This window comes from Sphingobium sp. CCH11-B1, assembly GCF_001556865.1.
Classification (GTDB): domain Bacteria; phylum Pseudomonadota; class Alphaproteobacteria; order Sphingomonadales; family Sphingomonadaceae; genus Sphingobium.
Window position 1 is genome coordinate 1 of sequence record NZ_LSJY01000212.1, and the last position, 19,724, is coordinate 19,724.

The 19,724-nt window shown below is 63.9% G+C and carries 21 protein-coding genes and 2 tRNA genes; 6 read left to right on the plus strand and 17 right to left on the minus strand.

Annotated features, from left to right (window positions below; all coding sequences use genetic code 11):
• Positions 1-33: 33 nt before the first annotated feature.
• Positions 34-285, minus strand: a complete 252-nt coding sequence (locus AX724_RS21670; protein WP_066771174.1) for a hypothetical protein — start codon at positions 283-285, stop codon at positions 34-36.
• Positions 286-649: 364 nt separating this feature from the next.
• Here AX724_RS21670 and AX724_RS21675 point away from each other — a divergent pair, with 364 nt between their 5' ends.
• Positions 650-1,195, plus strand: coding sequence for a hypothetical protein (locus AX724_RS21675; RefSeq protein WP_066771176.1), 546 nt, complete (start codon positions 650-652; stop codon positions 1,193-1,195).
• Positions 1,196-1,484: 289 nt separating this feature from the next.
• Here the strand turns inward: AX724_RS21675 and AX724_RS21680 are convergent, their stop codons facing one another.
• From AX724_RS21680 to tkt, 11 genes are all read right to left on the minus strand, one after another.
• Positions 1,485-3,002: a DUF3987 domain-containing protein gene (locus AX724_RS21680; RefSeq protein ID WP_066771178.1), complete on the minus strand. Its 1,518-nt coding sequence runs from the start codon at positions 3,000-3,002 to the stop codon at positions 1,485-1,487.
• Positions 3,003-3,211: 209 nt separating this feature from the next.
• A complete protein-coding gene (locus tag AX724_RS21685) occupies positions 3,212-3,460 on the minus strand; it encodes a helix-turn-helix domain-containing protein (RefSeq protein WP_048575750.1) in 249 nt (82 codons plus the stop codon).
• 146 nt (positions 3,461-3,606) lie between these two features.
• Positions 3,607-3,855, minus strand: coding sequence for a hypothetical protein (locus AX724_RS21690; protein WP_156448207.1), 249 nt, complete (start codon positions 3,853-3,855; stop codon positions 3,607-3,609).
• Positions 3,856-4,221: 366 nt separating this feature from the next.
• The gene (locus AX724_RS21695) at positions 4,222-5,514 is read right to left on the minus strand and encodes a tyrosine-type recombinase/integrase (RefSeq protein ID WP_066771185.1); all 1,293 of its coding nucleotides are present in this window, start codon (positions 5,512-5,514) and stop codon (positions 4,222-4,224) included.
• Between the two features lie 280 nt (positions 5,515-5,794).
• Positions 5,795-7,051: an MFS transporter gene (locus tag AX724_RS21700; protein WP_066771186.1), complete on the minus strand. Its 1,257-nt coding sequence runs from the start codon at positions 7,049-7,051 to the stop codon at positions 5,795-5,797.
• Between the two features lie 44 nt (positions 7,052-7,095).
• Positions 7,096-7,788 carry a thiamine phosphate synthase gene (thiE, locus tag AX724_RS21705; protein ID WP_066771188.1) on the minus strand — a complete coding sequence of 231 codons (693 nt, stop codon included), beginning with the start codon at positions 7,786-7,788 and terminating at the stop codon, positions 7,096-7,098.
• A complete protein-coding gene (locus tag AX724_RS21710) occupies positions 7,781-8,293 on the minus strand; it encodes a hypothetical protein (protein WP_066771190.1) in 513 nt (170 codons plus the stop codon). Before AX724_RS21710 ends, thiE begins: the two co-directional genes overlap by 8 nt.
• Before the next feature lie 2 nt (positions 8,294-8,295).
• Entirely contained in the window at positions 8,296-9,201 is a 906-nt protein-coding gene (locus AX724_RS21715; RefSeq protein ID WP_066771192.1) for a fructose bisphosphate aldolase, read from the minus strand.
• Between the two features lie 106 nt (positions 9,202-9,307).
• A complete protein-coding gene (locus AX724_RS21720; protein WP_066771239.1) occupies positions 9,308-10,510 on the minus strand; it encodes a phosphoglycerate kinase in 1,203 nt (400 codons plus the stop codon).
• 77 nt (positions 10,511-10,587) lie between these two features.
• Positions 10,588-11,598: a type I glyceraldehyde-3-phosphate dehydrogenase gene (gap, locus tag AX724_RS21725; protein ID WP_066771194.1), complete on the minus strand. Its 1,011-nt coding sequence runs from the start codon at positions 11,596-11,598 to the stop codon at positions 10,588-10,590.
• 29 nt (positions 11,599-11,627) lie between these two features.
• Entirely contained in the window at positions 11,628-13,595 is a 1,968-nt protein-coding gene (gene tkt, locus AX724_RS21730; protein ID WP_066771196.1) for a transketolase, read from the minus strand.
• 189 nt (positions 13,596-13,784) lie between these two features.
• Between tkt and AX724_RS21735 the strand changes: the two genes are divergently transcribed.
• The 4 genes from AX724_RS21735 to AX724_RS21750 all read left to right on the plus strand — a co-directional run bounded on the left by AX724_RS21735 (position 13,785) and on the right by AX724_RS21750 (position 15,326).
• Complete coding sequence (locus tag AX724_RS21735) at positions 13,785-13,979, plus strand: hypothetical protein (protein WP_231736792.1); 195 nt, start codon at positions 13,785-13,787, stop codon at positions 13,977-13,979.
• Entirely contained in the window at positions 13,972-14,304 is a 333-nt protein-coding gene (locus AX724_RS21740) for a cell division protein ZapA (protein WP_066771199.1), read from the plus strand. The genes AX724_RS21735 and AX724_RS21740 overlap by 8 nt, the downstream gene beginning before the upstream one ends.
• 201 nt (positions 14,305-14,505) lie before the next feature.
• Positions 14,506-15,093 (plus strand): 5-formyltetrahydrofolate cyclo-ligase, encoded by a 588-nt coding sequence (locus AX724_RS21745; protein WP_066771202.1) that lies wholly within the window; start codon positions 14,506-14,508, stop codon positions 15,091-15,093.
• Positions 15,090-15,326, plus strand: coding sequence for a DUF2842 domain-containing protein (locus AX724_RS21750; protein ID WP_066771205.1), 237 nt, complete (start codon positions 15,090-15,092; stop codon positions 15,324-15,326). The genes AX724_RS21745 and AX724_RS21750 overlap by 4 nt, the downstream gene beginning before the upstream one ends.
• Positions 15,327-15,354: 28 nt before the next feature.
• On the opposite strand, the gene AX724_RS21755 is transcribed toward AX724_RS21750, so the two are convergent.
• From AX724_RS21755 to AX724_RS21765, 3 genes are all read right to left on the minus strand, one after another.
• Positions 15,355-15,431: transfer RNA gene (locus AX724_RS21755), tRNA-Asp, on the minus strand.
• A gap of 85 nt (positions 15,432-15,516) precedes the next feature.
• Positions 15,517-15,593 (minus strand) — tRNA-Asp (locus AX724_RS21760).
• A gap of 42 nt (positions 15,594-15,635) precedes the next feature.
• A complete protein-coding gene (locus AX724_RS21765; protein ID WP_066771208.1) occupies positions 15,636-16,805 on the minus strand; it encodes an AI-2E family transporter in 1,170 nt (389 codons plus the stop codon).
• Positions 16,806-16,944: 139 nt separating this feature from the next.
• Here AX724_RS21765 and AX724_RS21770 point away from each other — a divergent pair, with 139 nt between their 5' ends.
• Positions 16,945-17,415, plus strand: coding sequence for a hypothetical protein (locus AX724_RS21770; RefSeq protein ID WP_066771211.1), 471 nt, complete (start codon positions 16,945-16,947; stop codon positions 17,413-17,415).
• A 4-nt stretch (positions 17,416-17,419) separates the two neighbouring features.
• Here AX724_RS21770 and AX724_RS21775 read toward each other — a convergent pair whose 3' ends face one another.
• Entirely contained in the window at positions 17,420-18,697 is a 1,278-nt protein-coding gene (locus AX724_RS21775; protein WP_066771214.1) for a dihydrolipoamide acetyltransferase family protein, read from the minus strand.
• A gap of 5 nt (positions 18,698-18,702) precedes the next feature.
• The gene (locus AX724_RS21780; protein WP_066771243.1) at positions 18,703-19,707 is read right to left on the minus strand and encodes an alpha-ketoacid dehydrogenase subunit beta; all 1,005 of its coding nucleotides are present in this window, start codon (positions 19,705-19,707) and stop codon (positions 18,703-18,705) included.
• Between the last annotated feature and the right edge of the window lie 17 nt (positions 19,708-19,724).

Genomic DNA, 19,724 nt, shown 5'->3' on the forward strand with positions numbered 1-19,724 from the left:
TTTTGCACGCCGATCACCCCACGAAGGGGGTGCCTATTGCACGCTGATCCTCACCTTCGTGGCGTGATTGTCGACCGCGACAAGTCGAGCGGCATCGTTCCAAGTAGGATTTCGCTCCGCGCCCGCCTTCGCGTCGTGGATGGATTGCAGCGCCTTGAACGCCTCGTCCACCGCCGTTTCGCTCTGGCCAAGCAACGGGCGAGTGTCGTCATCGTAATCGGCAATCTCGCCAGCGATACCGGGGTGGAGCGTGGGCGAAATACGGATGTCCATTTCATCGGACATTTTGGGGCCTCCTATGCTTGATGCGGCTAGACATTGGCTACAAGCTAGGGAGGCCGGTGAAAGTCGTGCAAGCAATTATTTTGTTATTACAATCACTTAGGTCGGTTCAGGCGCGACTGGCCATGAAACAGCATATTTGTGGGTCGGCGATTTGCCGGTGATGACCACACGGGCGCGGGCCGCTGTAAGCCGCGCACAGCGCAGGCCGGGGCTGCCGCCACCCTAGCGAGGGCGAGCGCGCTTTCGTGCCCCCAGCGTGGCGGCTACCGGCCGCTATCGCCACGCTTGCCCACGGTCCGTTATAGAATCTATATTGAATCTATACCGCATCTATGTCATAGACTGGCGTAGAAGGAGAATCGCCATGTCAAACAATGCCCTCATCGTCTTCACCGCCAAGACCGTCGAAATGATCCACGAGCAGGGTGGAACAAGGTCATGGGTGCTTAGCGCCACCAGTATGCGAGACGTGCGATATGTCGTCTGCACCCGGAACAGCGACCGCGCCTATGATGAAGAATGCGGCCCGCGCACCGAGGCGCACGGATCGGCGTTCCTCGTCGGCAAGGTGTCCGGGTTGAAGCAAGTGGACGAGCGCAACGGGCGGAAGCGGTATCTCGTCCAGATGAGCGAGTATGCCCGCGTATCGGTGGACGACTTCTGGACCCATGACCGCAACCCGACCCGCTACACCGACACGGACACGCTGCGCGAGCGCGGCATTGACGTGGACAAGCTGGACTGGCTTCCCATGCCCGATAGCGATGGCGTGATTGGCGTGATGCCCAGCACCCCGGAGGCGGATGCCCCTGCCGCCAGCGAGGGACTGACCATCGCCGAAGCGAAGCGCGGTCTGTCGGTCAGGTTCGGCGTTCCCGAGGAAGCCATTCAGATCGTCATTAACGGCTAGGCCAGCAATGACCACATGCGGCGGGCATGAGCGGCGGTAGCGCGTTAGCGTTAGCCTCGGGAGGCCGCCGGTCTCACCCCTAAAACGGCTGAAACCATGCCAGAGATGCCAATACAGGCTAACGCACTAACTTACTCTCTATTTTACATAGAATCCCTAGCATTTTCGCGGATTTGGGGCGTTAGCCTCGGGGGCGCTAACTGCCGCTACCATTAGCGGGAGGTCTGGCGGGTGGCATGGCTATTTCCGCTAACGCAACTGGCCGCGTTAGCCCTGCCCATGTGGTCATTCAGGTCGTGCAGAGCACCCGGTAAGCCTGCCCGTGGAAACTGAACATCTCCACCAGCTTGTCGCCTTTCACCTCCATCAGATTGCCGTTCGTGATAGCGGTCTTGATTGCCATATTCAGCGCAGCGGTGTGACCGAGCTTGTGCTTCTCGAACGATGACAGCCGTTGCGTGCGCAACTGGAGGTATTTGCGCGGGACGATGTTAGCGTCCTGCATCGCCTTGCCGTTCTTCAACCATTTGGGCAGCTTGTCACCGGGCAGGAATTGGAACTCCCGGCATAGCTCCATGACCTTTTGCTCGCGCCCGCCGTCACTGCCCTCGCCAACTTCGCCTTGACGGATGCGCCGGTCGAATGCTGCAATGCCGTGCCGGATGAGCGTAACCGCCCATTCCGCCTGCTCGACAGTAACGACTGGCCCAAACGGCTTGTCACCGACTGCCAGCAGCCCCGCAACCCGAAGCGCCTTGAGGTGCGCGCGGTTCCACAACTGGCGTAGGCTCTCATCGTCCCCCGCCGCATGGATCGCCGCATCGCACTCGTCCTCGAAGCGGTCGAGGTGGGCGCGCGCTCCCTCGCTGAACGCCACTTCCTGCACCTTGCCCGCTGCCATCGCCAGATCGGACGCGGCCATGATCCCGGCAATGTGGTCAACTACGCCCTGCGGCGGATGCTGCACTGGCGCAGCGTTCTTCGCGGGTCGGTCCCCGCCATACTCGATGACGCAGAACCGCGACATGAACCCATCGCGCATCATGGCGTCGGTGATAGACTCGTAAAACGTGTTCGGGGTCGTCTCGCCGATCAGGCTGAACGCCACGCTCGTGACCGATTCCACGTTGTTCTCTTGACTGCTATAGGCGATCCCGCCCGCCACATCGGTTGGACCGGACTTGGAATACAGCGTGGTCAGCACCTTGCGAAGCGACCGCATACTGGCGTCCTTATCGACCGCCATCGCCAAGAACTTGTGCCCGATCTCGCCCGCGACGTTCACGAACGACTGATTGCCCGCGCAGGCTTTGATAAGGGCAGGACCAGAAACGTAGTCGTCGAAGTTAGCGAAGTTCCCGGCGATAGGACACTTCACCGCTGCGGCACGGACGATCTTGGCGATCCCGCTGTGCATGGCTTCCTTCCCGATGGCGGAACGGGCGACCAGCACCACATAGAGGTTCAGCCCCGAACCGGGGATGTGCCAGACCTTACCGCAAACCCCCGCCATGAGTCCCAGCGCCCCGACGATGGCGACCTCGGCGACCGGACGCGGTGCCTGCTGATAGATGAACTGCGCCAGCGCACCGACGAACCCCGGTGGCATGGGCAGCGCACCTTGCGCTGGCGGCGTGGGACCGTCAGCAACATACGCGCCGCCGTTCGGTGCCTGCGCAACGGCAGACGCAAGCTGCTCGTTCAAGCCAGCTTCATAGGCTGCCCGAGCCTGCTGTCGCTGTTGCTCCGCGCCTGCGAACAGAGCAGGGTCAAAGGTGACGCCATCAACAACGCGAGGCTTATCCATGATGAGCCTCCGCGCCGGTGGGGGCGGTAGTCAATCTGTGCCCATCGCCATCCGCATCCGGCGAATTTTTACGCGGCGCTATGTTTTGCCCAAATACTTCGGGGCATGTCGATGTTTGCGACCTCTCCGCGAGATCGGGTATGTATGTGCTGTTCACGATGATACTCCGGCGGCAGGGGTGGCTCCCTGCCGCTGCTCATGAATGGGGATCAGGCGGCTTCGCTGGTGCTCTGACGGGCACCGGACGCGAGCCAGCGCAGCACATCGAGTTCGGCATACCAGACGCGGCGCGTGCCGGGAGGCGAGAAGTAGCGCGGTCCCTCGCCACGGAAGCGATACTGCTCCATCGTGTTAGGATGGACACCTAGGATTTCGGCAACCTCGCGGCTGTCGAGGGGACGGCGCTTCGGTTCGTAGGCAAACAGCTCGCAGAGCTGGTCGAAAGACATTTCGGTCACGTTTCGGCTCCGTGCGCTGCAACCTAGCGCCGGGGTGAACACTCCACTGTGGAGCCGATGGGAGAACGACCGGCCCGCACCATATCAGATAGTGCGGACCGGCAAGCTAGTTATAGCGCAAACAAGTGCGCGAGTGTTTGATAAAATTACTCGTTCGCGCGCCACTTCATCCATTCATTATTGCTGCACGCTTTAGCCCAGTCTGTGCCATTGACGCTCGCATCTGACCTGTCTTTGGCGCACTGACTTACGAGGTCCATGATGGCTTCTTTGTAATAGACAGACTCGCCTTGGCTTCCCCAAGGATGAGTTCGGTCCAAGGTGAGCAGGGCGTTCTTCAGCACCTGCTTCATCTTGAGGGGGCTAAAAAGGTAATCTTCGGGCTTTACGGCCATGTCGTCCTCCATTTTTAGTTGGGGACACACCAATCGCATGGCGGAGGTTGCACCGATGGCCCGTGTCCCATCGGTGCGCTTCGATGCTGGATCGAAGGCTACAGTGTGCAAGACTTCGGTATGCCGATCTGCACCGAGAGTCGATGCTAAATCTTTCGGCAGATTTTTGGTCCGTAAACCGATCAGGGGACGATTGGCCGTGTCGCCGGCCTCGACCGTTTTCCCCCGATTGTGCGAATTGGACCTGACCGAGACGGCCTCTCGGCTACAGGCCGGCTACAGCGGCGATCGCCGCTGGCTCGCCCCTACCCCGGCGGCGCTACGCGATCGGGGCTGTGCGCGAGGCTGCGCGGCCCCGCGCGTGCATCACCCAGCGGCGTGCAGCGGCACCACGTTCTTGCTGGCAGCGATAGCGGCCTGCTGCTCGATCCAGTCGCCGACCTTCTGCACATCCGGCTGGAGCCAATCGAGGTGCGCCAGGTCGAGATATGCACGGGCGGTCACGTCGTCGCTGCTCGGCTTGTGGCCAGTCAAGAGGTCGGTGCGGAACTTCTCAATCAGGCACTCGCGCATGGCGTAGTTCGTGAACGAGCGCCGCAGGTCGTGGAGCGACAGGTGCTTGCCCGCGATCTCGCCCACCACCTCCATCGGAGCGCGGGCGTCCATGATCCGTCCCGTCTTGCCCCACGATGGGAACACGAACGGGCTTTCGGTGCCGTCCGCCCGCTTGAGGCGGGGGCGCGACTTGAGGAGCGCGACGGCCTGCGACGACAGCGGGAGCCATATCGGATCACCACGCTTGCGGTCATCCAGATGCCACCAGCACTCTGCCGGGTTGTGGTCATCAATGTGCACGCGATCCCACGTCAACGTCGCCGCCTCGTCACGACGCGCTCCAGTGAGCAGGAGGAAGATGGTCAGGTCCACCGACGCCAGCGCCTCGTAGCCCTGCACCTCGCCGCGCATTTCGTGCAGCTTGTTCCAGACCGCGCCGATCTTGCGCTTGTCGATATAGCGTTCCGTGCGCGTGCCCAGCTTGGCCCAATGGTGCTTGAGCGCATCAACCGGATTGTCGCGGATTAGCGGGGTGCCATCGGCCTGTCGGTATTCGTCAGTGGCGAAGCGGATCAGGATGCGCAGCGTCACGAACGCCGCGTTGGCGCTGGCGGGCGCAGCCTTCTTCCCTTCCAGACCGCCCTTCACCAGCGCGGCGTGACGCTCCTTCACCATATCGCGCGTGATGCTCGCGATGGGCAGCGGTGCCCACTTAGCGAAGGTCTTCTCAACATGGCGGCGATACTCGCGCGCGGTGCTGTCCTCCATCTTGCCGGGGCGACCGACATAGGCCTCTAGCACGTCTTGCAACGTGACCTTCGCGGCAGCGTCAGCCTTGACCACAGCGCGCGGGTCGATCCCCTCGCGCATGTCTTGCAACACCTTCTGCGCCCGCTTGCGCGCGGCATCCTCGGTGAGGGTGCCATAGGGACCAAGGGTGAACTGGATCGACTTGCCCAGCACCCTCCCCATGACGATGAACACCTTCTTGCCCTTCTCGGACACGCGGAGGCCGTAGCCCTTCACGCTGTCGTCCCAGTGGACCGCGTAGCCCTCAGCGGGCCACTCGACCTTGTCCACGAACCCCTTCGTAATCTTCGCCATGCTGCTCCTTGGCTGCTAGATTCTAGCGTATTTCTAGCAAGGAGCTTACAGCTACGACAAGGAACCGCAAAAAAGCAAGGGCGAAAAGCGCGGTTTATCAAGGGTTACGGTTGCTAGAACAAGCTATGACAATCTAGCGCAATGGCGTGATTCCAAAACTCTTAATCAGCGGGTCCTAGGTTCGAGCCCTAGTGCGTCCACCATTTCCCAACGACGGACAGATGGCGGCATGACGACATGCCCGCCGACGCCTCGCCACACATCGCGATCTCGGTTCCTGTCAGCGTGTCCGCGACGGGTCGGGCAGCGTGAGCAGTACGGGGAGCACCCCGACCGCCACGATCGCGATCATGATGCCGGGCGCCTGCGGCGTGCCCGTCCGCACCGTGAGCCACTGGGCGAGCCATGGCGTCAATCCGCCGAACAGGGCGGTGGCGCTCGTCGCACCGAGCGCCAGGCCGCTTAGCCGTCCCTCTGCAGGAAGCTGCTCTGCCGTTGCCACCGCACCCACGGCGCTGACCCCGCCTGCCAGTGCAGCGAGCAGGACTGCGCCGATGACGGCGGCTGCCACCCCAGCATCCGCGAAGGCGCGAAACACCATCCACGGCAATATCGCCGCTATCGTCGCCAATGCGACCAAGACAGGGCGGCGGCCCAGGCGATCGGCCAGAAGGCCGACCAACGGCGTCACCAGGATCACGGCAAGCGCGGCGATCGTCGCCAGTTGCAGCGACACGCCTTCCTCCATCCCGGTGGTTGCGGTCAAATAGACCGGGACATAGGTGATACCCACATAATAGGTGATCGATCCCAATGCCGATATGGCGAAGCCTCGCAAGACGCCCGCCCGGCGCCGCGCCCAGCTGTCCGCTATCGGATTGGCGAGCAGCCGGCCTGCGTTCCGCCCTGCCTCGAAATCGGGCGACTCGCGCATGGCGGACCTGGCGAGCAGGATCATGGCGGCAAGCGCTGCGCCGAAAAGGAACGGGATGCGCCATCCCCAATCGTCCAGCGCCGGCAAAGGGATGAGCGTCACCGTCAGCGCGGCGACCGCGGCAGCCAGCAACGCCCCGACCTCGCTGGTCGCTGCGGCCAGGGAGGTGACGAGCCCCCGCCGGTGCGGTGGAGCGCCTTCAAGCAGATAGGCGACGACGCCGGTATATTCGCCGCCTACGGCAAAGCCCATGACGCAGCGCAGGAGCAGCAAGGCGACGCCAGCCCCGGGGCCGACTTGCGCCGCCGTGGGCAGCAATGCCGTCGCCGTCATCGCAACGGTCATCAGCGCCATGGACCCGATCAGCGTCGCGCGCCGCCCATGCCTGTCGCCGAAATGGCCGAAGACCAGAGCGCCGAGCGGCCGCATCAGATAAGCCACGGCAAAGCCGCCAAGCGTCACCAGCAGCGCCTGCTGTCCCGTAAAGAACAGCCGCGACAAAAGGGTCGCGAGATACAGGAAGAGCGTGAAATCATACCATTCGACCACCGTGGACAGTGCCGCCAGCACGAGCGAACGGCGATCGAGAGGAGGTGGCGTCATGGTGGCAGGCTAGCGAGACGAACAGCGGGCAGCAATCGCGCCGTTCATCGTGGCCGAAGCACCGGCATGAACGCTGCGATCCCGGCGCCCGGGCCATCCGGATAATTCCAGACAGCGCCGCTCACGGCCAAAAAGTCCGCCCCCGCCGCGACAAGCGGGGCGGCATTGTCAGCCGTAATGCCGCCAATCGCGACGCAAGGCAGTTCGAACAGGGTCGTCCACCACCCCAGGATCGACGGATCGGGCCGGTGGAACACGTCCTTGGTCGTCGTAGGATAGAAAGCGCCGAAAGCCACATAGTCGGCCCCCGCCTCTCCCGCTTCCATCGCAAGATGGCGGCTGTCGTGGCAGGTAACGCCTATCTGCACCTTGGGGCCGAGCAGCTTGCGCGCTTCGACCGGGTCGCCATCCCCTTGCCCCAGATGCACGCCATCGGTGCCCAGGCGCTTCGCCAGCGCCGCGCTGTCATTGATGATGAACGCCACTTCCCGCTCAGCGCACAGCTTTTGCAAGGGCTCTGCGGCACGGGCGACCGCATCCTCGTCCAGCCCCTTCAGGCGCAACTGGAACGCCGCCACGTCGCCGCCGTCGAAGGCGGCGCGAAGCCGGTCTGCGAAATCCGTTTCGATCGAGGGCGGCGAAATCAGGTAAAGCTGGCAGGCGGGCCGAAAGCCCTGCTCAAACTGGTCGGCGAAATGCGGATCGAGCGCCAGTTCCTCGTCAGTGAAATCAGTCATGGCCGGGCAGTAGAGCATCCAGCGCCGCGTTAAAAGCCTGCGGATCATCCAGCCGGTGCGCCACGTAGCGGATCGTCCGCTGCCGGAACCGCGCAGGCGGATCAAGCTCCAGTACGATGTTCGGATAGGCGATCAACGCTGCGTTGAACAATCCTTCGCGGCGCAAGCCATCAAGCGTCCAATGATCGACCCTTCGCGCGACCTGTGAAAGAGAAATGACCATCGCCCGCAGCGATCCTGACGGCCAGACAAGCTCTTCGCCCGTCAGGGCGACTGGCCGGGTTCGCAGCGAACGGATGAAAAAGGCCAGCCAAAGCGCCAGCATGAGACTGAGCGCAGACAGAATCAGCGCGGCCGGCAGGCTCCACAGCGCGATGAGGACGTGCGTCACCGTCGCCTCGATGGCGACCAGGCCGAACAGCACCCCCATCATCGGCGCGATCGACCTGTGATAAGGGAAGGTGGAGGCGCCGGGCGGATAGTCGCTCCGCCCGGCCCTCCGCACCGTCAGGCAGCGACCGGCTGCTTCGCGGTCGATGCGCCGTGGATTTCGTCGATCGCCTCACCCAGCGAGGCGTTGAACTCGTCATCGCTCATCTGATGGCGCAAATCGTTCAGCAGCGCGCGGCTGAAGCTTGCGATGATGCCACGATTCTTCGCCAGTTCAGCGCATGCCTCGGTGCGGCTGAACCCACCGGAAAGCGCGACGACGCGCAGCACCTTGGGATGATCGACCAGCGGGTCGAACAGACCGGCCTTGGCAGGCAGCGAAAGCTTGAGCATCACCTGCTCACCTTCGGGCAGCGCGTCGAGATTCTTGAGGATCTCTTCGAGAAGGATCGCGTCGGCCTCGGCGCGCTCGGGCGACTTGATGTTCACCTCGGGCTCGATGATGGGCATCAGACCGCCGGCCAGCACCTGCTTTCCGATCTCAAACTGCTGCGCCACCACGGCGGCGATGCCTTTCCGGTTGGCAAGGTTGATGACCGAGCGTTCCTTGGTCCCGAACACACCCAGACCCTTCGCACGGGCGAGCAGCGCGTCGAGGCCCGGATTGGGCTTCATCAGCTGTACGCCGTCGGCTTCGTCTTCCAGACCCTTGTCGATCTTGATGAAGGGCACGACGCCCCGCTCGATCAGCGCCTGGGGGGTGGGCTTGCCGTCCACGGTGCCGTCCATGGTCCGTTCGAACAGGATCGCGCCGAGAACCTTGTCGCCGGTGAAGACGGGCGCGGTGATGATGCGACTGCGCATGTCGTGGATGAGCGCGAACATCTCCTCGTCGCTGCTCCAAGCGCCTTCTTCGATGCCATAGCCCTTGAGAGCCTTGGGCGTCGAACCGCCGCTCTGGTCAAGCGCGGCAATAAAGCCGTTGCCCTGGGCGATCTTGCTCTTCATATCCTGATCCAGCATCTGCACATACCTTCTTGATAAGGAAGGACACCACCCCCTCGGCAGCATCCGATGATCGGCCTCCGCGCTGCCCTCTCCACAAGGCGACGGAGGCCCGGGTCGGGCGTCAGGCTTCTAGTGCCTTGACCCCCGGTAGTTCCTTGCCTTCCATCCATTCCAGGAAGGCGCCGCCCGCAGTGGACACGAAACTGAAGTCCGCGGCCACGCCGGCGTGGTTGAGCGCCGCAACGGTATCGCCGCCGCCGGCCACCGACGTCAACTGTCCTTCTTTCGTAAGCGCGGCCGCGGTCTTGGCCAGCGCCACCGTGGCAGTGTCGAACGGCGCGATCTCGAACGCGCCCAGCGGGCCGTTCCACACCAGGGTCCGACAATTTTTGAGCGCGTCGCCCAGCGCCTCGACGGCGGCGGGTCCCACGTCCAGGATCATTTCATCCTCTGCGACCTCATGCACGTTGCAGGTTCGGACCGAGGGAGGATTGGCCGCGAACTCCTTCGCCACCACCACGTCATAGGGCAGATGGATGATGCAGCCCGCCGCTTCGGCCTTTTCGAAGATCGCCTCGGCGGTCTCCGCCAGATCCTTCTCGCACAGCGACTTGCCCACGTCCACGCCGCGCGCATAGAGGAAGGTGTTGGCCATGCCACCGCCGATGATCAGGTGATCGACCTTGGCGACAAGGTTGTTGAGCACGTCGAGCTTGGTCGAAACCTTTGCGCCGCCAACGACCGCCGCGACCGGCGTCACCGGCTCGCCCAGCGCCGCCTGCAGCGCATCCAGCTCCTTTTCCATCGACCGGCCTGCAAAGGCCGGCAGCTTGTGCGCCAGCCCCTCGGTCGAGGCATGGGCGCGGTGCGCGGCGGAGAAAGCGTCGTTGACGTAAAGGTCGCCGATCGCCGCCATCGCCTCCACCAGAGCCGGGTCGTTCTTCTCTTCGCCGGCGTGGAAACGGGTATTTTCCAGGATGGCGACGTCACCGTTGCGCATCACCTTGACGCCGTCGACCGCCGCTTCGCCCTGGCAGTCGGGAATGAACTGCACTTCGCGGCCAAGCACGGCGGACAAGGGGCGGGTGATCTTCGACAACGAATATTCCGGGTTCTTCTGGCCCTTTGGCCGTCCGAAATGGGCGAGGATCAGCACCTTCGCGCCGCGGTCCGCCAGTTCCAGCACGGTCGGCATCGCGGCGCGCAACCGGGTATCGTCGCTGACAGATCCATCCTGCATCGGCACGTTCAGGTCTTCCCGCACCAGCACGACCTTGCCGGCGATGTCGCCCATGTCATCGAGTGTCTTGAACGGCTTGGCCATCATCGTCCCCCAAAAAATCTGCTATATCGGTGCGGCAAGAAAATCCCCGCCGGTTGGCCGGCGGGGATATTGGTCTTTTACAGGAACTTCGCCAGGACACCCGTGGTGTCGATCATGCGGTTCGAAAAGCCCCATTCATTGTCGTACCAGCTCAGCACGCGGACCAGCGTACCGTCGATGACAGCGGTTTCAAGGCTGTCGACGGTCGAGCTGCGCGCATCGCCATTATAATCGATCGACACCAGCGGCTCGTCCGAATAGCCGAGCACGCCCTTGAGCGGGCCGCTTTCCGACGCGGCCTTGAGCAAGCCGTTCACTTCTTCCTTGGTCGTCGCCTTCTTGGCGATGAACTTCAGGTCGACGACCGACACGTTCGGCGTGGGCACGCGCACCGACGATCCGTCCAGCTTGCCCTTGAGCTCGGGCAGAACCTCACCCACTGCGCGGGCGGCGCCGGTGGTGGTCGGGATCATCGACAGGGCCGCGGCGCGGGCGCGACGCATGTCCTTGTGCAGCTGGTCCAGCGTATTCTGATCGTTGGTGTAGCTGTGGATCGTGGTCATGAAGCCCTTTTCGATGCCCAGCGCATCGTGGAGGACCTTGGCCAGCGGCGCGAGGCAGTTGGTGGTGCAGCTCGCATTCGAGATCACGATGTCGTCGGCGGTCAGGCTGTCATGGTTGACGCCAAAAACCACGGTCTTGTCGACGCCGGTCGCCGGCGCGGAAATGACGACACGCTTCGCGCCAGCGGTCAGATGCGCGCTCGCCTTGCCTTTGTCCGCGAAGATGCCGGTGCATTCCAGCGCAATGTCCACGCCCTGCGCCGCGTGCGGCAGCTTGGCGGGATCACGCTCGGCGGTGACGGCGATGCGCTTCCCGTCGATCACCAGCGCGTCACCATCCACGCTCACCTCGCCCGGCCAGTTGCCGTGGACCGAATCCCGCTTGAAGAGCAGCGCGTTCGACTGGGCATCGCCCAGATCGTTGATGCTGACCAGTTCCAGGTCGTGATCGGTGCGCGAAAGGATGGCCCGCGCCACCAGGCGGCCGATGCGTCCGAAACCGTTGATTGCTACCTTCGTTGCCACTGCACTAGCCTCCTGGTGTTGATGTTCGGTCAGTTGTTGAGGGCGGCCGCGATTTGCGGCGCGATCTTCACGGCGGTGAGGCCGAAATGGTCATACAGCGCCTCGGCCGGGGCTGACGCGCCAAAGCTGTCGATGCCAAAGCGCAGGCCGGCAATGCCGGTATAGCGCTCCCAGCCAAAGGTGGTCCCCGCCTCGATCGAGACACGCAGCACATGATGCGGCAGCAGATCGTCCTTGTAGGCCTTGGGCTGCGCTTCGAAATGCGCCCAGCTCGGCATCGACACCACGTCCGCGCCGATGCCCTGCTCCTCCAGCAGCTTGGCGGTGGCGACGGCAATCTCTACCTCGGAACCGGTGGCGATCAGCACCACCTTGCGCTCGGCGCTCGCGGCGACAAGGCGATATGCGCCCTTCGCTGACAAATTCTCGCTCTTTTCCGTCCGCAACTGCGGCAGGTTCTGGCGGGTCAGCGCCAGCACCGACGGACCGTTCGCGTCCTTCAACGCCAGTTCCCAGCACTCCGCCGTCTCAACGATGTCGGCCGGGCGATAGACGTCGAGGTTCGGGATCATGCGCAGCGACATGACATGCTCGATCGGCTGATGGGTCGGGCCGTCTTCGCCCAGGCCGATGCTGTCATGGGTCAGCACATGGATGACCCGCTGCTGCTGGAGCGCGGCGAGGCGGATGCCGCCGCGCATATAGTCCGAAAAGACAAGGAAGGTCCCGCCATATGGGATCACGCCGCCATGCAAAGCCATGCCGTTCATCGCGCAGGCCATGCCGAATTCGCGGATGCCGTAATAGACGTAGCGGCCGCTATAATCATCGGCGGTCAGCGGACCGGTGGACTTGGTCTTGGTATTGTTGGAGCCGGTAAGATCGGCCGACCCCCCCAGTGTTTCGGGCAGCAGATCGTTGATCGCGCCCAGCGCGAGTTCGCTTGCCTTCCGCGTGGCGACCTTTTGCGGCGCGGCGATCAGGCTGTCGATATAGGCGTCAAGCGAGAACCCGGCAGGCAGATCGCCGGCCATGCGGCGGGAAAATTCCACGCCTCGCCCGCTGCTTGCCAAGCGGTTTTCCCATGCGGCGCGAACATCTGCGCCCTTTGCGCCAATCGCCTTCCAAGCGGCAGCGATATCCTCGGGGATGACGAAGGGTTCGGCGCTCCAGCCTAGAAATTCGCGTGCGGCGGCAACTTCGGCTTCTCCCAGCGCAGAACCATGCACGCCGGAGGTGCCCGCCTTGTTGGGCGCGCCATAGCCGATCTTGGTCGCGCAGGCGACCAGGCTGGGGCGCGGATCGGCCAGCGCCTCATCGATGGCGCGCCGGACATCGGCCGCGTCATGGCCGTCGCACGACACGACATGCCAGCCGGTCGCGGCATAGCGCGCGCGCACATCCTCGCTGCTCGACAGATCGACCGCGCCGTCGATGGTGATCTTGTTATCGTCCCACAATACGATCAGCCGGCCAAGCTTCAGATGGCCGGCAAGGCCAATCGCTTCATGATTGATCCCTTCCATCAGGCAGCCGTCGCCAGCGACCACCCAGGTCCGGTGATCGACCAGATCGTCACCGAACTGGGCGTTGAGGTGCCGCTCCGCAATCGCCATGCCAACGGCGGTGGCGAGGCCCGATCCCAGCGGCCCGGTAGTCGCCTCGACCCCCGCCAGCTCGAAATTCTCGGGGTGTCCCGCGCAGGGGCTGTGCAGTTGGCGGAAGTTACGAATGTCGTCCATCGTCGGACGCGCATAGCCGGTGAGGTGCAGCAGGCTGTAGATCAGCATGGACCCGTGGCCGGCCGAGAGGACGAACCGGTCCCGGTCGGCCCATTTCGGTTCTTTGGGATCGAACTTCAGATAGTCCGCGAACAGCACTGTCGCCACATCCGCCATCCCCATCGGCATCCCCGGATGGCCGCTATTGGCCGCCTGCACCGCGTCCATGGACAGCGCCCGAATGGCGTTGGCGAGCGATTTTTCGGGTACGGTCATCGGCGACAGTCGTCTTTCCTGATCAAGGATGGCGGCGCAACCCGCGCGAGCGGGACGAATCAAAGTCGCGCCCCCTTTGTCGCGTCAGGCCCGACGCGTCAACCGCGCGCCTCTCGCTTGCGTCCCAAAGCGAGGAAAACACGCCAAAGAGCGCTTTTGCGAAGCACCGAGTTGGTTTATGCAAGGACGATGGCAAGCGACCGCATGATGCAGGCGATCGGCACGCTGGAGCGTGCGGTGAGCCGGCTTGAACAGGATGTGATCCGCCTTCAAGAGGCGCCTTCCAATCCCCCCTCCATCAGCATGGACCGCGTCGCTGCGCGCGCGGCGCTGCAATCGCTTGACGACCTCATCGACACTTTGAAGGCGCGGACGGATGGCTGAAACCGAACTTCATATCGCGGGGCGCCACTATCCGATCCGTTGCCGCGACGGAGAGGAAATGCACCTGGCCCAGCTCGCCGGAATGATCGAGCAGAAGGCGCGGCTGGCGCAGCAGGCGACGCCGGGGCTGACCGAGGTGCGCACCCTTCTGTTCGCCGCGCTTTTCCTTGCCGACGAGTTGAACGACCTGCGCCGCGAAACCGCCGGGCGGCAGGCGCAACTGCCGCTCGACGCGGATGAGGACGGCGCGCGTGCGATAGAGTCGCTGGCGGACCGGATAGAAAAGCTGCGCGCGCGCCTTGCCCCCGGCGTTGCGGACGCCTAGATTGGTCCGTGACGGGCACTGCGCGGCACGAGCTTTAGCGAACATCCCTGAGGCGATAATCACATCCAAGGGGGCTGTCCCTGGGCGGGTTCCGGCCCGATCTACATGGTCCCCACCTGACGTTGAGGCGTCAGAGGATTTTCCAGCAAACGACCGAGGCGGTCCCGTCACCCTTCCCGCCTCCAGCGGCCCGGACCATCAATGACCGACCAGACCATCCCGTTGGACAAAACCGCCCTGCGCGCCCTGGCGCGGGACAGGCGGCACGCCTTTGTATCGACGCTCGATCCGCTGGCGCATCGCCTGGCGTTCAAGATGGTGCCCTCGCCCCTCGCCCGGCGGATGGAGGACGCGCGGATCGTTGCTCTATATGTCGGCCTGGAGGGCGAAGCGCCGGCCCAGCGGCTCGCGGCGCAATTGCAGGCGATGGGCAAGGTGCTCGCTTTGCCCCGCGTGCTCGACCGGCTGGGCAGCATGGATTTCCTGATCTGGCAGCCGGACGCCCCGTTGCTGCCCGGACTTTTTCGTACCAGCCATCCCGATCCCGGCGACGGACCGGTCACGCCCGATGTGATCGTCGCCCCGCTCGTGGCCTTCGATCGGGGAATGAACCGGCTGGGCCAGGGCGGCGGCTATTATGACCGCGCCTTCGCGCGCTATCCCGAAGCCCTGCGCGTCGGCATCGCCTGGTCGGCGCAGGAATTGGATATGGTGCCGGCCGACCCGTGGGATCTGCCGCTCCACGCGATCCTGACCGAAGTCGAATTGATCGAGGGACCAGAGCTGTGAGTATCGACCCGCGCCATTATCATCAGCCAAGCTGGCGCAAGCCTGTGGGAATGCTCGGCATCATGATGCTGATCCTGCTTTGGGCGGTAATGGTGGGCAGCCTGTCGCCCTTCATCGGCGCATTGCCGGTCTGGGTCCAGGTGCCTGTCTATGTGATGCTGGGGATCGTCTGGATTTGGGTGCTGCCCTTGAAACGCCTGCTGGTCTGGATGGAAACCGGCCGCTGGGGATAGGGAAACAAACACTTCCTTTTGCAGGAAGTGGCGCGAGTGACGGGGCTCGAACCCGCGACCTCCGGCGTGACAGGCCGGCACTCTAACCAACTGAGCTACACCCGCGCATGGGCGGCACCGCTTCGGGCTTCCCAGCCACCGGAGGATGCGTCTCCTTCAACCAACCAAACCCACCTTCCTGCAAGGAAAGTGGCGCGAGTGACGGGGCTCGAACCCGCGACCTCCGGCGTGACAGGCCGGCACTCTAACCAACTGAGCTACACCCGCGTTCGGTGTGGAAGCGCCGTCTATGAGCGTCGGACGGGGCTGTCAACCGTCCGTAACACCGCTTTCTTCTTTCTCATCATTTTCTTTGCGGGGAGTCACCGTCAGCGTTCCCTGCTCGAACAGGAAACCGGCTATATCGGGCGCTCCCGCAGCCGCCACGACGGTCTGGATGATGATGAGCAGCGGTACGCCCAGCAGAGCGCCCGGCGTTCCCCATACCCATCCCCAAAAGGCCAGCGACACCAGAATCAACAGCGGGTTCATCGTCAGCCGCCGGCCAAGCAGCAGGGGCGTGATGACGTTCGCTTCCACCAGGTGAAATCCGACCTGCAGGGCGGCGGGCATTAACGCCACATAGACATCGTCGAACACCATCAGGCCGCCGAGCGCCAATAGGACGGCCGCCAGCATCGGCCCGAAATAGGGCACGAAGTTCAGCAAAGCGACGATGCCGCCCCACATCAGGGGCGATGGCATGCCGATGATCCAGAGCGCGACGGCCACCGCCAGCCCCAGGCAGCAGTTGATGACCGCAATGGTGATGACATAGGCCGATGTCGCATCAACAACGTTCTGGATCACGCGCGCGACCGCCATCGCTCCGTCGAAACTGCCCCGGCTGTTGATCGTCCGGCGACGCAGGCGGGTCCATCCGGCAAGAAAGAAATAGATGATGAGCAGCGCGAACGCCATCTGGATGATCGCAGCCGGCGCTGACGTGGCGGCGAACTGGAGCAACGACCGGGGCGCATCGACGGCGGAAGCCTGTGCCGCGGCGACCGGCCCGCTCGCCAGCATCCGAACCGTTTCGTCAACAAAGCGCTGCAGGTTGGAATAGAAATCGATCAGCGGAGCGAGGTTCGCCTGTATCTGGGGCAGGCGCTGGGGCAGGATGCGGAACCAGTCGGTCGCCGGCACCACGATGAGCACAAGCGCCGTATTGGCCACCAGCAGGAATCCGGTCAGCGCCATCAACGCCGCCAGGCCTGATGGAAGCCCCCGTCGCTCCATCCATTCCAGCAACGGCACCAGCACGATGGCGATCACCAGCGCGGCCGTCAGCGGCAGGAAGAACTCCGCCCCGGCCCGCAACGCGAAGGGAACCGCCAGGATCAGGCCGATCCCCGACGTCAGGGCGATGGACGCGAGCAGCCGGTCGCGCCGGCGGTTGATCTCCTGCAAATCGCTGCTGCTCGGTTGATTCCCGTTCATTCCCACAGATGTGCGACGGCGGCGCGGCAGCGTCAATTTCCAATGCCAACGCGTTCTGCCCAAAAGGGAAAATCATGCCTTAACCAAATATTCGTCGCGGCCGGGTATCGGGAGGCAGGGACAAGAAACGGGGACAGGCATGAAGAAGGCGCTGCTGGCGCTGGCCGCGATGAGCGCGGCGGGGATGACGCGGGCCGAACCGGCACCCTCGGCCATCCGGCTCGACACGCAGATGTTCGTGGAAAAGGTGACGATCGACATCAACGGCCGCCCTCGCCGGATGTTGGCGAGCGCCACGCGTCCTGCTCCAGGCGACCGCGTGGTCATGGTCTTGCACTGGCGGAACGACGGACCGCAACCCATCCGCAGCTTCGCCGTCAGCCGCGCCACCTTGCGCGGAGCCGCGCCCGACCTGAACGCGCCGGGCCTGGAAATTTCCGTGGACGGCGGCGCGCACTGGGATCGGTTCGCGCGCATCTGGCTCCCCACGCCGCTCGGCGGCGTGCGCCGCGCCGTGGCGGAGGACGTGACACATGTCCGCTGGCTTCTGTCCGACCCCGCCCATCCGGGACAGGCCGGGCGCTTCAGCTACCGCGCCACGCTGCGATAGACGCTCAATCGACGAAGATGAAGGCGGGCGCTTCCAGCCGCCTCTTCACCGCCTGAACGAAGCTCGCCGCGTCCCAGCCGTCGACCACGCGATGGTCGCAGCTGATCGACAGGTTCATGAGCTTCGCCGGGACCACTTCCTTGCCCCGGAACACGGGCCGTTCGACCACGCGATTGGGGCCGATGATCGCGACTTCGGGGCGGTTGATGACCGGCGTGGTTGCAATGCCCCCAAGCGGACCCAGCGACGTAAGAGTCAGCGTCGACCCGGACAATTCCTCCGACTTCGCCTTGCCCGTCCGCGCGGCTTCCGCCAGACGACGAATTTCGACCGCCAGCTGCCAGATGTTCCGGTCCTGCGCGTCGCGGATGACGGGCACCATCAGGCCCGCATCGGTCTGCGTCGCAAGCCCCAGATGCACCGATCCATGCCGCGTCACGACGCCGGCCTCGTCGTCATAGCGGGCGTTCAGCATCGGAAATTCAGGCAGAGTCTTGCAAATCGCGACGATCAGCAGCGGCAGCATGGTGAGCTTGGGTCTCTCGCCTCGCCCGGCGTTGAGCTGCTCGCGCAGTCCCTCCAGTGCGGTGACGTCGATCTCCTCGACATAGGTGAAGTGCGGGATATGCCGCTTGGACGCAGCCATATTCTCGGCGATCCGGCGTCGCATGCCGATGACCTTGACCGCCTCGTCTGCGCGCTTGGCGGAGCGGCCGGCAGGCGCATATCCCTGGCCCGCCCCATAGAGAAGATAGGCGTCGAGGTCTGCATGACGGATGCGGTCCCCGGTCGGCTTCACTTGCGCAAGGTCGATACCCAGTTCCTTCGCCCGCGCGCGAACAGCAGGGGAAGCGAGAACGGGTTTATGCGTCACAACAGTCTCGCCCGGCTCAACGTTCAAGGGCTCAAGGGCTGGCGCCGCTACGGGCTCCGGCGGAGGCGTGGCGGCAATCGGCGCGACCGCCCCCTTCATCGCCGCCTCGCCCGGCGTCTCCGCTTCCATCGTTTCAGCGGCGGGTGGCGGCGCAGCGCCGACATCGCCCTCGATCTCGATCTCCACCAGCATCGACCCGATCGGCACCTGATCGCCCGGCTCGCCCGCCAGGCGCACCACAACGCCCGCCACCGGGCTTTCCATCTCGACCGTCGCCTTGTCGGTCATCATGTCGGCGATGGGCTGATCCTCCTCGACCCGGTCGCCCACCTTGACGTGCCAGCCGACGATCTCGGCCTCTGAAATGCCTTCGCCGATATCCGGCAACTTGAACGTGAACAGCGCCATGACGCTCAATCCCTCATGATCTTGGTGATGGCCTCGCGGATACGCACCGGCCCTGGAAAATAGGCCCATTCCAGGCTGTGCGGATAAGGCGTGTCGAAGCCGGTGACGCGCTCGATCGGCGCTTCGAGATGGTAGAAGCAGCGTTCCTGCACCTGGGCCAGCAACTCCGCACCGAACCCGCTGGTTCGAGTCGCCTCATGCACGATCAGGCAACGGCCGGTCTTCCGCACGGATGCCTCGATACATTCGATATCCAGGGGGACGAGCGTCCGCAGGTCGATCACCTCGGCATCGACGCCCATGGCCGCCACCGTATTTTCGACCACATGGACCATAGTGCCGTAACAGAGGACGGTCAGCGCCTCGCCAGGCCGCGCGATCCGCGCCTTCCCCAGCGGTATGCGATAATGGCCGGTCGGCACCTGCGCCTCTGGATGCCCGGCCCAGCTCTTGGCCGGCGTATCATAATGGCCGTCGAACGGGCCGTTATAGATGCGCTTGGGTTCGAAGAAGATGACCGGGTCATTATCCTCGATGGCCGCGATCAACAGCCCCTTGGCGTCATAGGGCGTGGACGGGATCACCGTCTTCACGCCCGACACATGGGTGAAGATGCCTTCGGGCGACTGGCTGTGGGTTTGCCCCCCAAAGATGCCGCCGCCGAAGGGGGACCGAACCGTCATCGGCGATATGAACTCGCCTGCCGAGCGATAGCGCAGCCGCGCCGCCTCGCTCACCAACTGATCGAGCGCGGGGTAGATATAGTCGGCGAACTGGATTTCCGGCACCGGGCGCAGGCCATAGGCGCCCATCCCCACCGCGACGCCGATGATGCCGCATTCGGTAATCGGCGTGTCGAACACCCGGTTCTTGCCATATTTCTGCTGGAGTCCGGCGGTCGCGCGGAACACGCCCCCGAAATAGCCGACATCCTCGCCCATGACGACAACATCGGGATCGCGGTCCATCATCACGTCCAGCGCGCTGTTGATCGCCTGGATCATGTTCATCTGCTGCGCGTCGCTCC

Excerpts from the sequence above, each read along its gene's own strand:
- AX724_RS21670 (WP_066771174.1), bottom strand. The coding sequence starts at position 285 with ATGTCCGATGAAATGGACATCCGTATTTCGCCCACGCTCCACCCCGGT.
- AX724_RS21675 (WP_066771176.1), top strand. The coding sequence starts at position 650 with ATGTCAAACAATGCCCTCATCGTCTTCACCGCCAAGACCGTCGAAATG.
- AX724_RS21680 (WP_066771178.1), bottom strand. The coding sequence starts at position 3,002 with ATGGATAAGCCTCGCGTTGTTGATGGCGTCACCTTTGACCCTGCTCTG.
- AX724_RS21690 (WP_156448207.1), bottom strand. The coding sequence starts at position 3,855 with ATGGCCGTAAAGCCCGAAGATTACCTTTTTAGCCCCCTCAAGATGAAG.
- AX724_RS21695 (WP_066771185.1), bottom strand. The coding sequence starts at position 5,514 with ATGGCGAAGATTACGAAGGGGTTCGTGGACAAGGTCGAGTGGCCCGCT.
- AX724_RS21700 (WP_066771186.1), bottom strand. The coding sequence starts at position 7,051 with ATGACGCCACCTCCTCTCGATCGCCGTTCGCTCGTGCTGGCGGCACTG.
- thiE (WP_066771188.1), bottom strand. The coding sequence starts at position 7,788 with ATGACTGATTTCACTGACGAGGAACTGGCGCTCGATCCGCATTTCGCC.
- AX724_RS21715 (WP_066771192.1), bottom strand. The coding sequence starts at position 9,201 with ATGCTGGATCAGGATATGAAGAGCAAGATCGCCCAGGGCAACGGCTTT.
- AX724_RS21720 (WP_066771239.1), bottom strand. The coding sequence starts at position 10,510 with ATGGCCAAGCCGTTCAAGACACTCGATGACATGGGCGACATCGCCGGC.
- tkt (WP_066771196.1), bottom strand. The coding sequence starts at position 13,595 with ATGACCGTACCCGAAAAATCGCTCGCCAACGCCATTCGGGCGCTGTCC.
- AX724_RS21735 (WP_231736792.1), top strand. The coding sequence starts at position 13,785 with ATGGCAAGCGACCGCATGATGCAGGCGATCGGCACGCTGGAGCGTGCG.
- AX724_RS21740 (WP_066771199.1), top strand. The coding sequence starts at position 13,972 with ATGGCTGAAACCGAACTTCATATCGCGGGGCGCCACTATCCGATCCGT.
- AX724_RS21745 (WP_066771202.1), top strand. The coding sequence starts at position 14,506 with ATGACCGACCAGACCATCCCGTTGGACAAAACCGCCCTGCGCGCCCTG.
- AX724_RS21765 (WP_066771208.1), bottom strand. The coding sequence starts at position 16,805 with ATGAACGGGAATCAACCGAGCAGCAGCGATTTGCAGGAGATCAACCGC.
- AX724_RS21770 (WP_066771211.1), top strand. The coding sequence starts at position 16,945 with ATGAAGAAGGCGCTGCTGGCGCTGGCCGCGATGAGCGCGGCGGGGATG.
- AX724_RS21775 (WP_066771214.1), bottom strand. The coding sequence starts at position 18,697 with ATGGCGCTGTTCACGTTCAAGTTGCCGGATATCGGCGAAGGCATTTCA.
- AX724_RS21780 (WP_066771243.1), bottom strand. The coding sequence starts at position 19,707 with ATGAACATGATCCAGGCGATCAACAGCGCGCTGGACGTGATGATGGAC.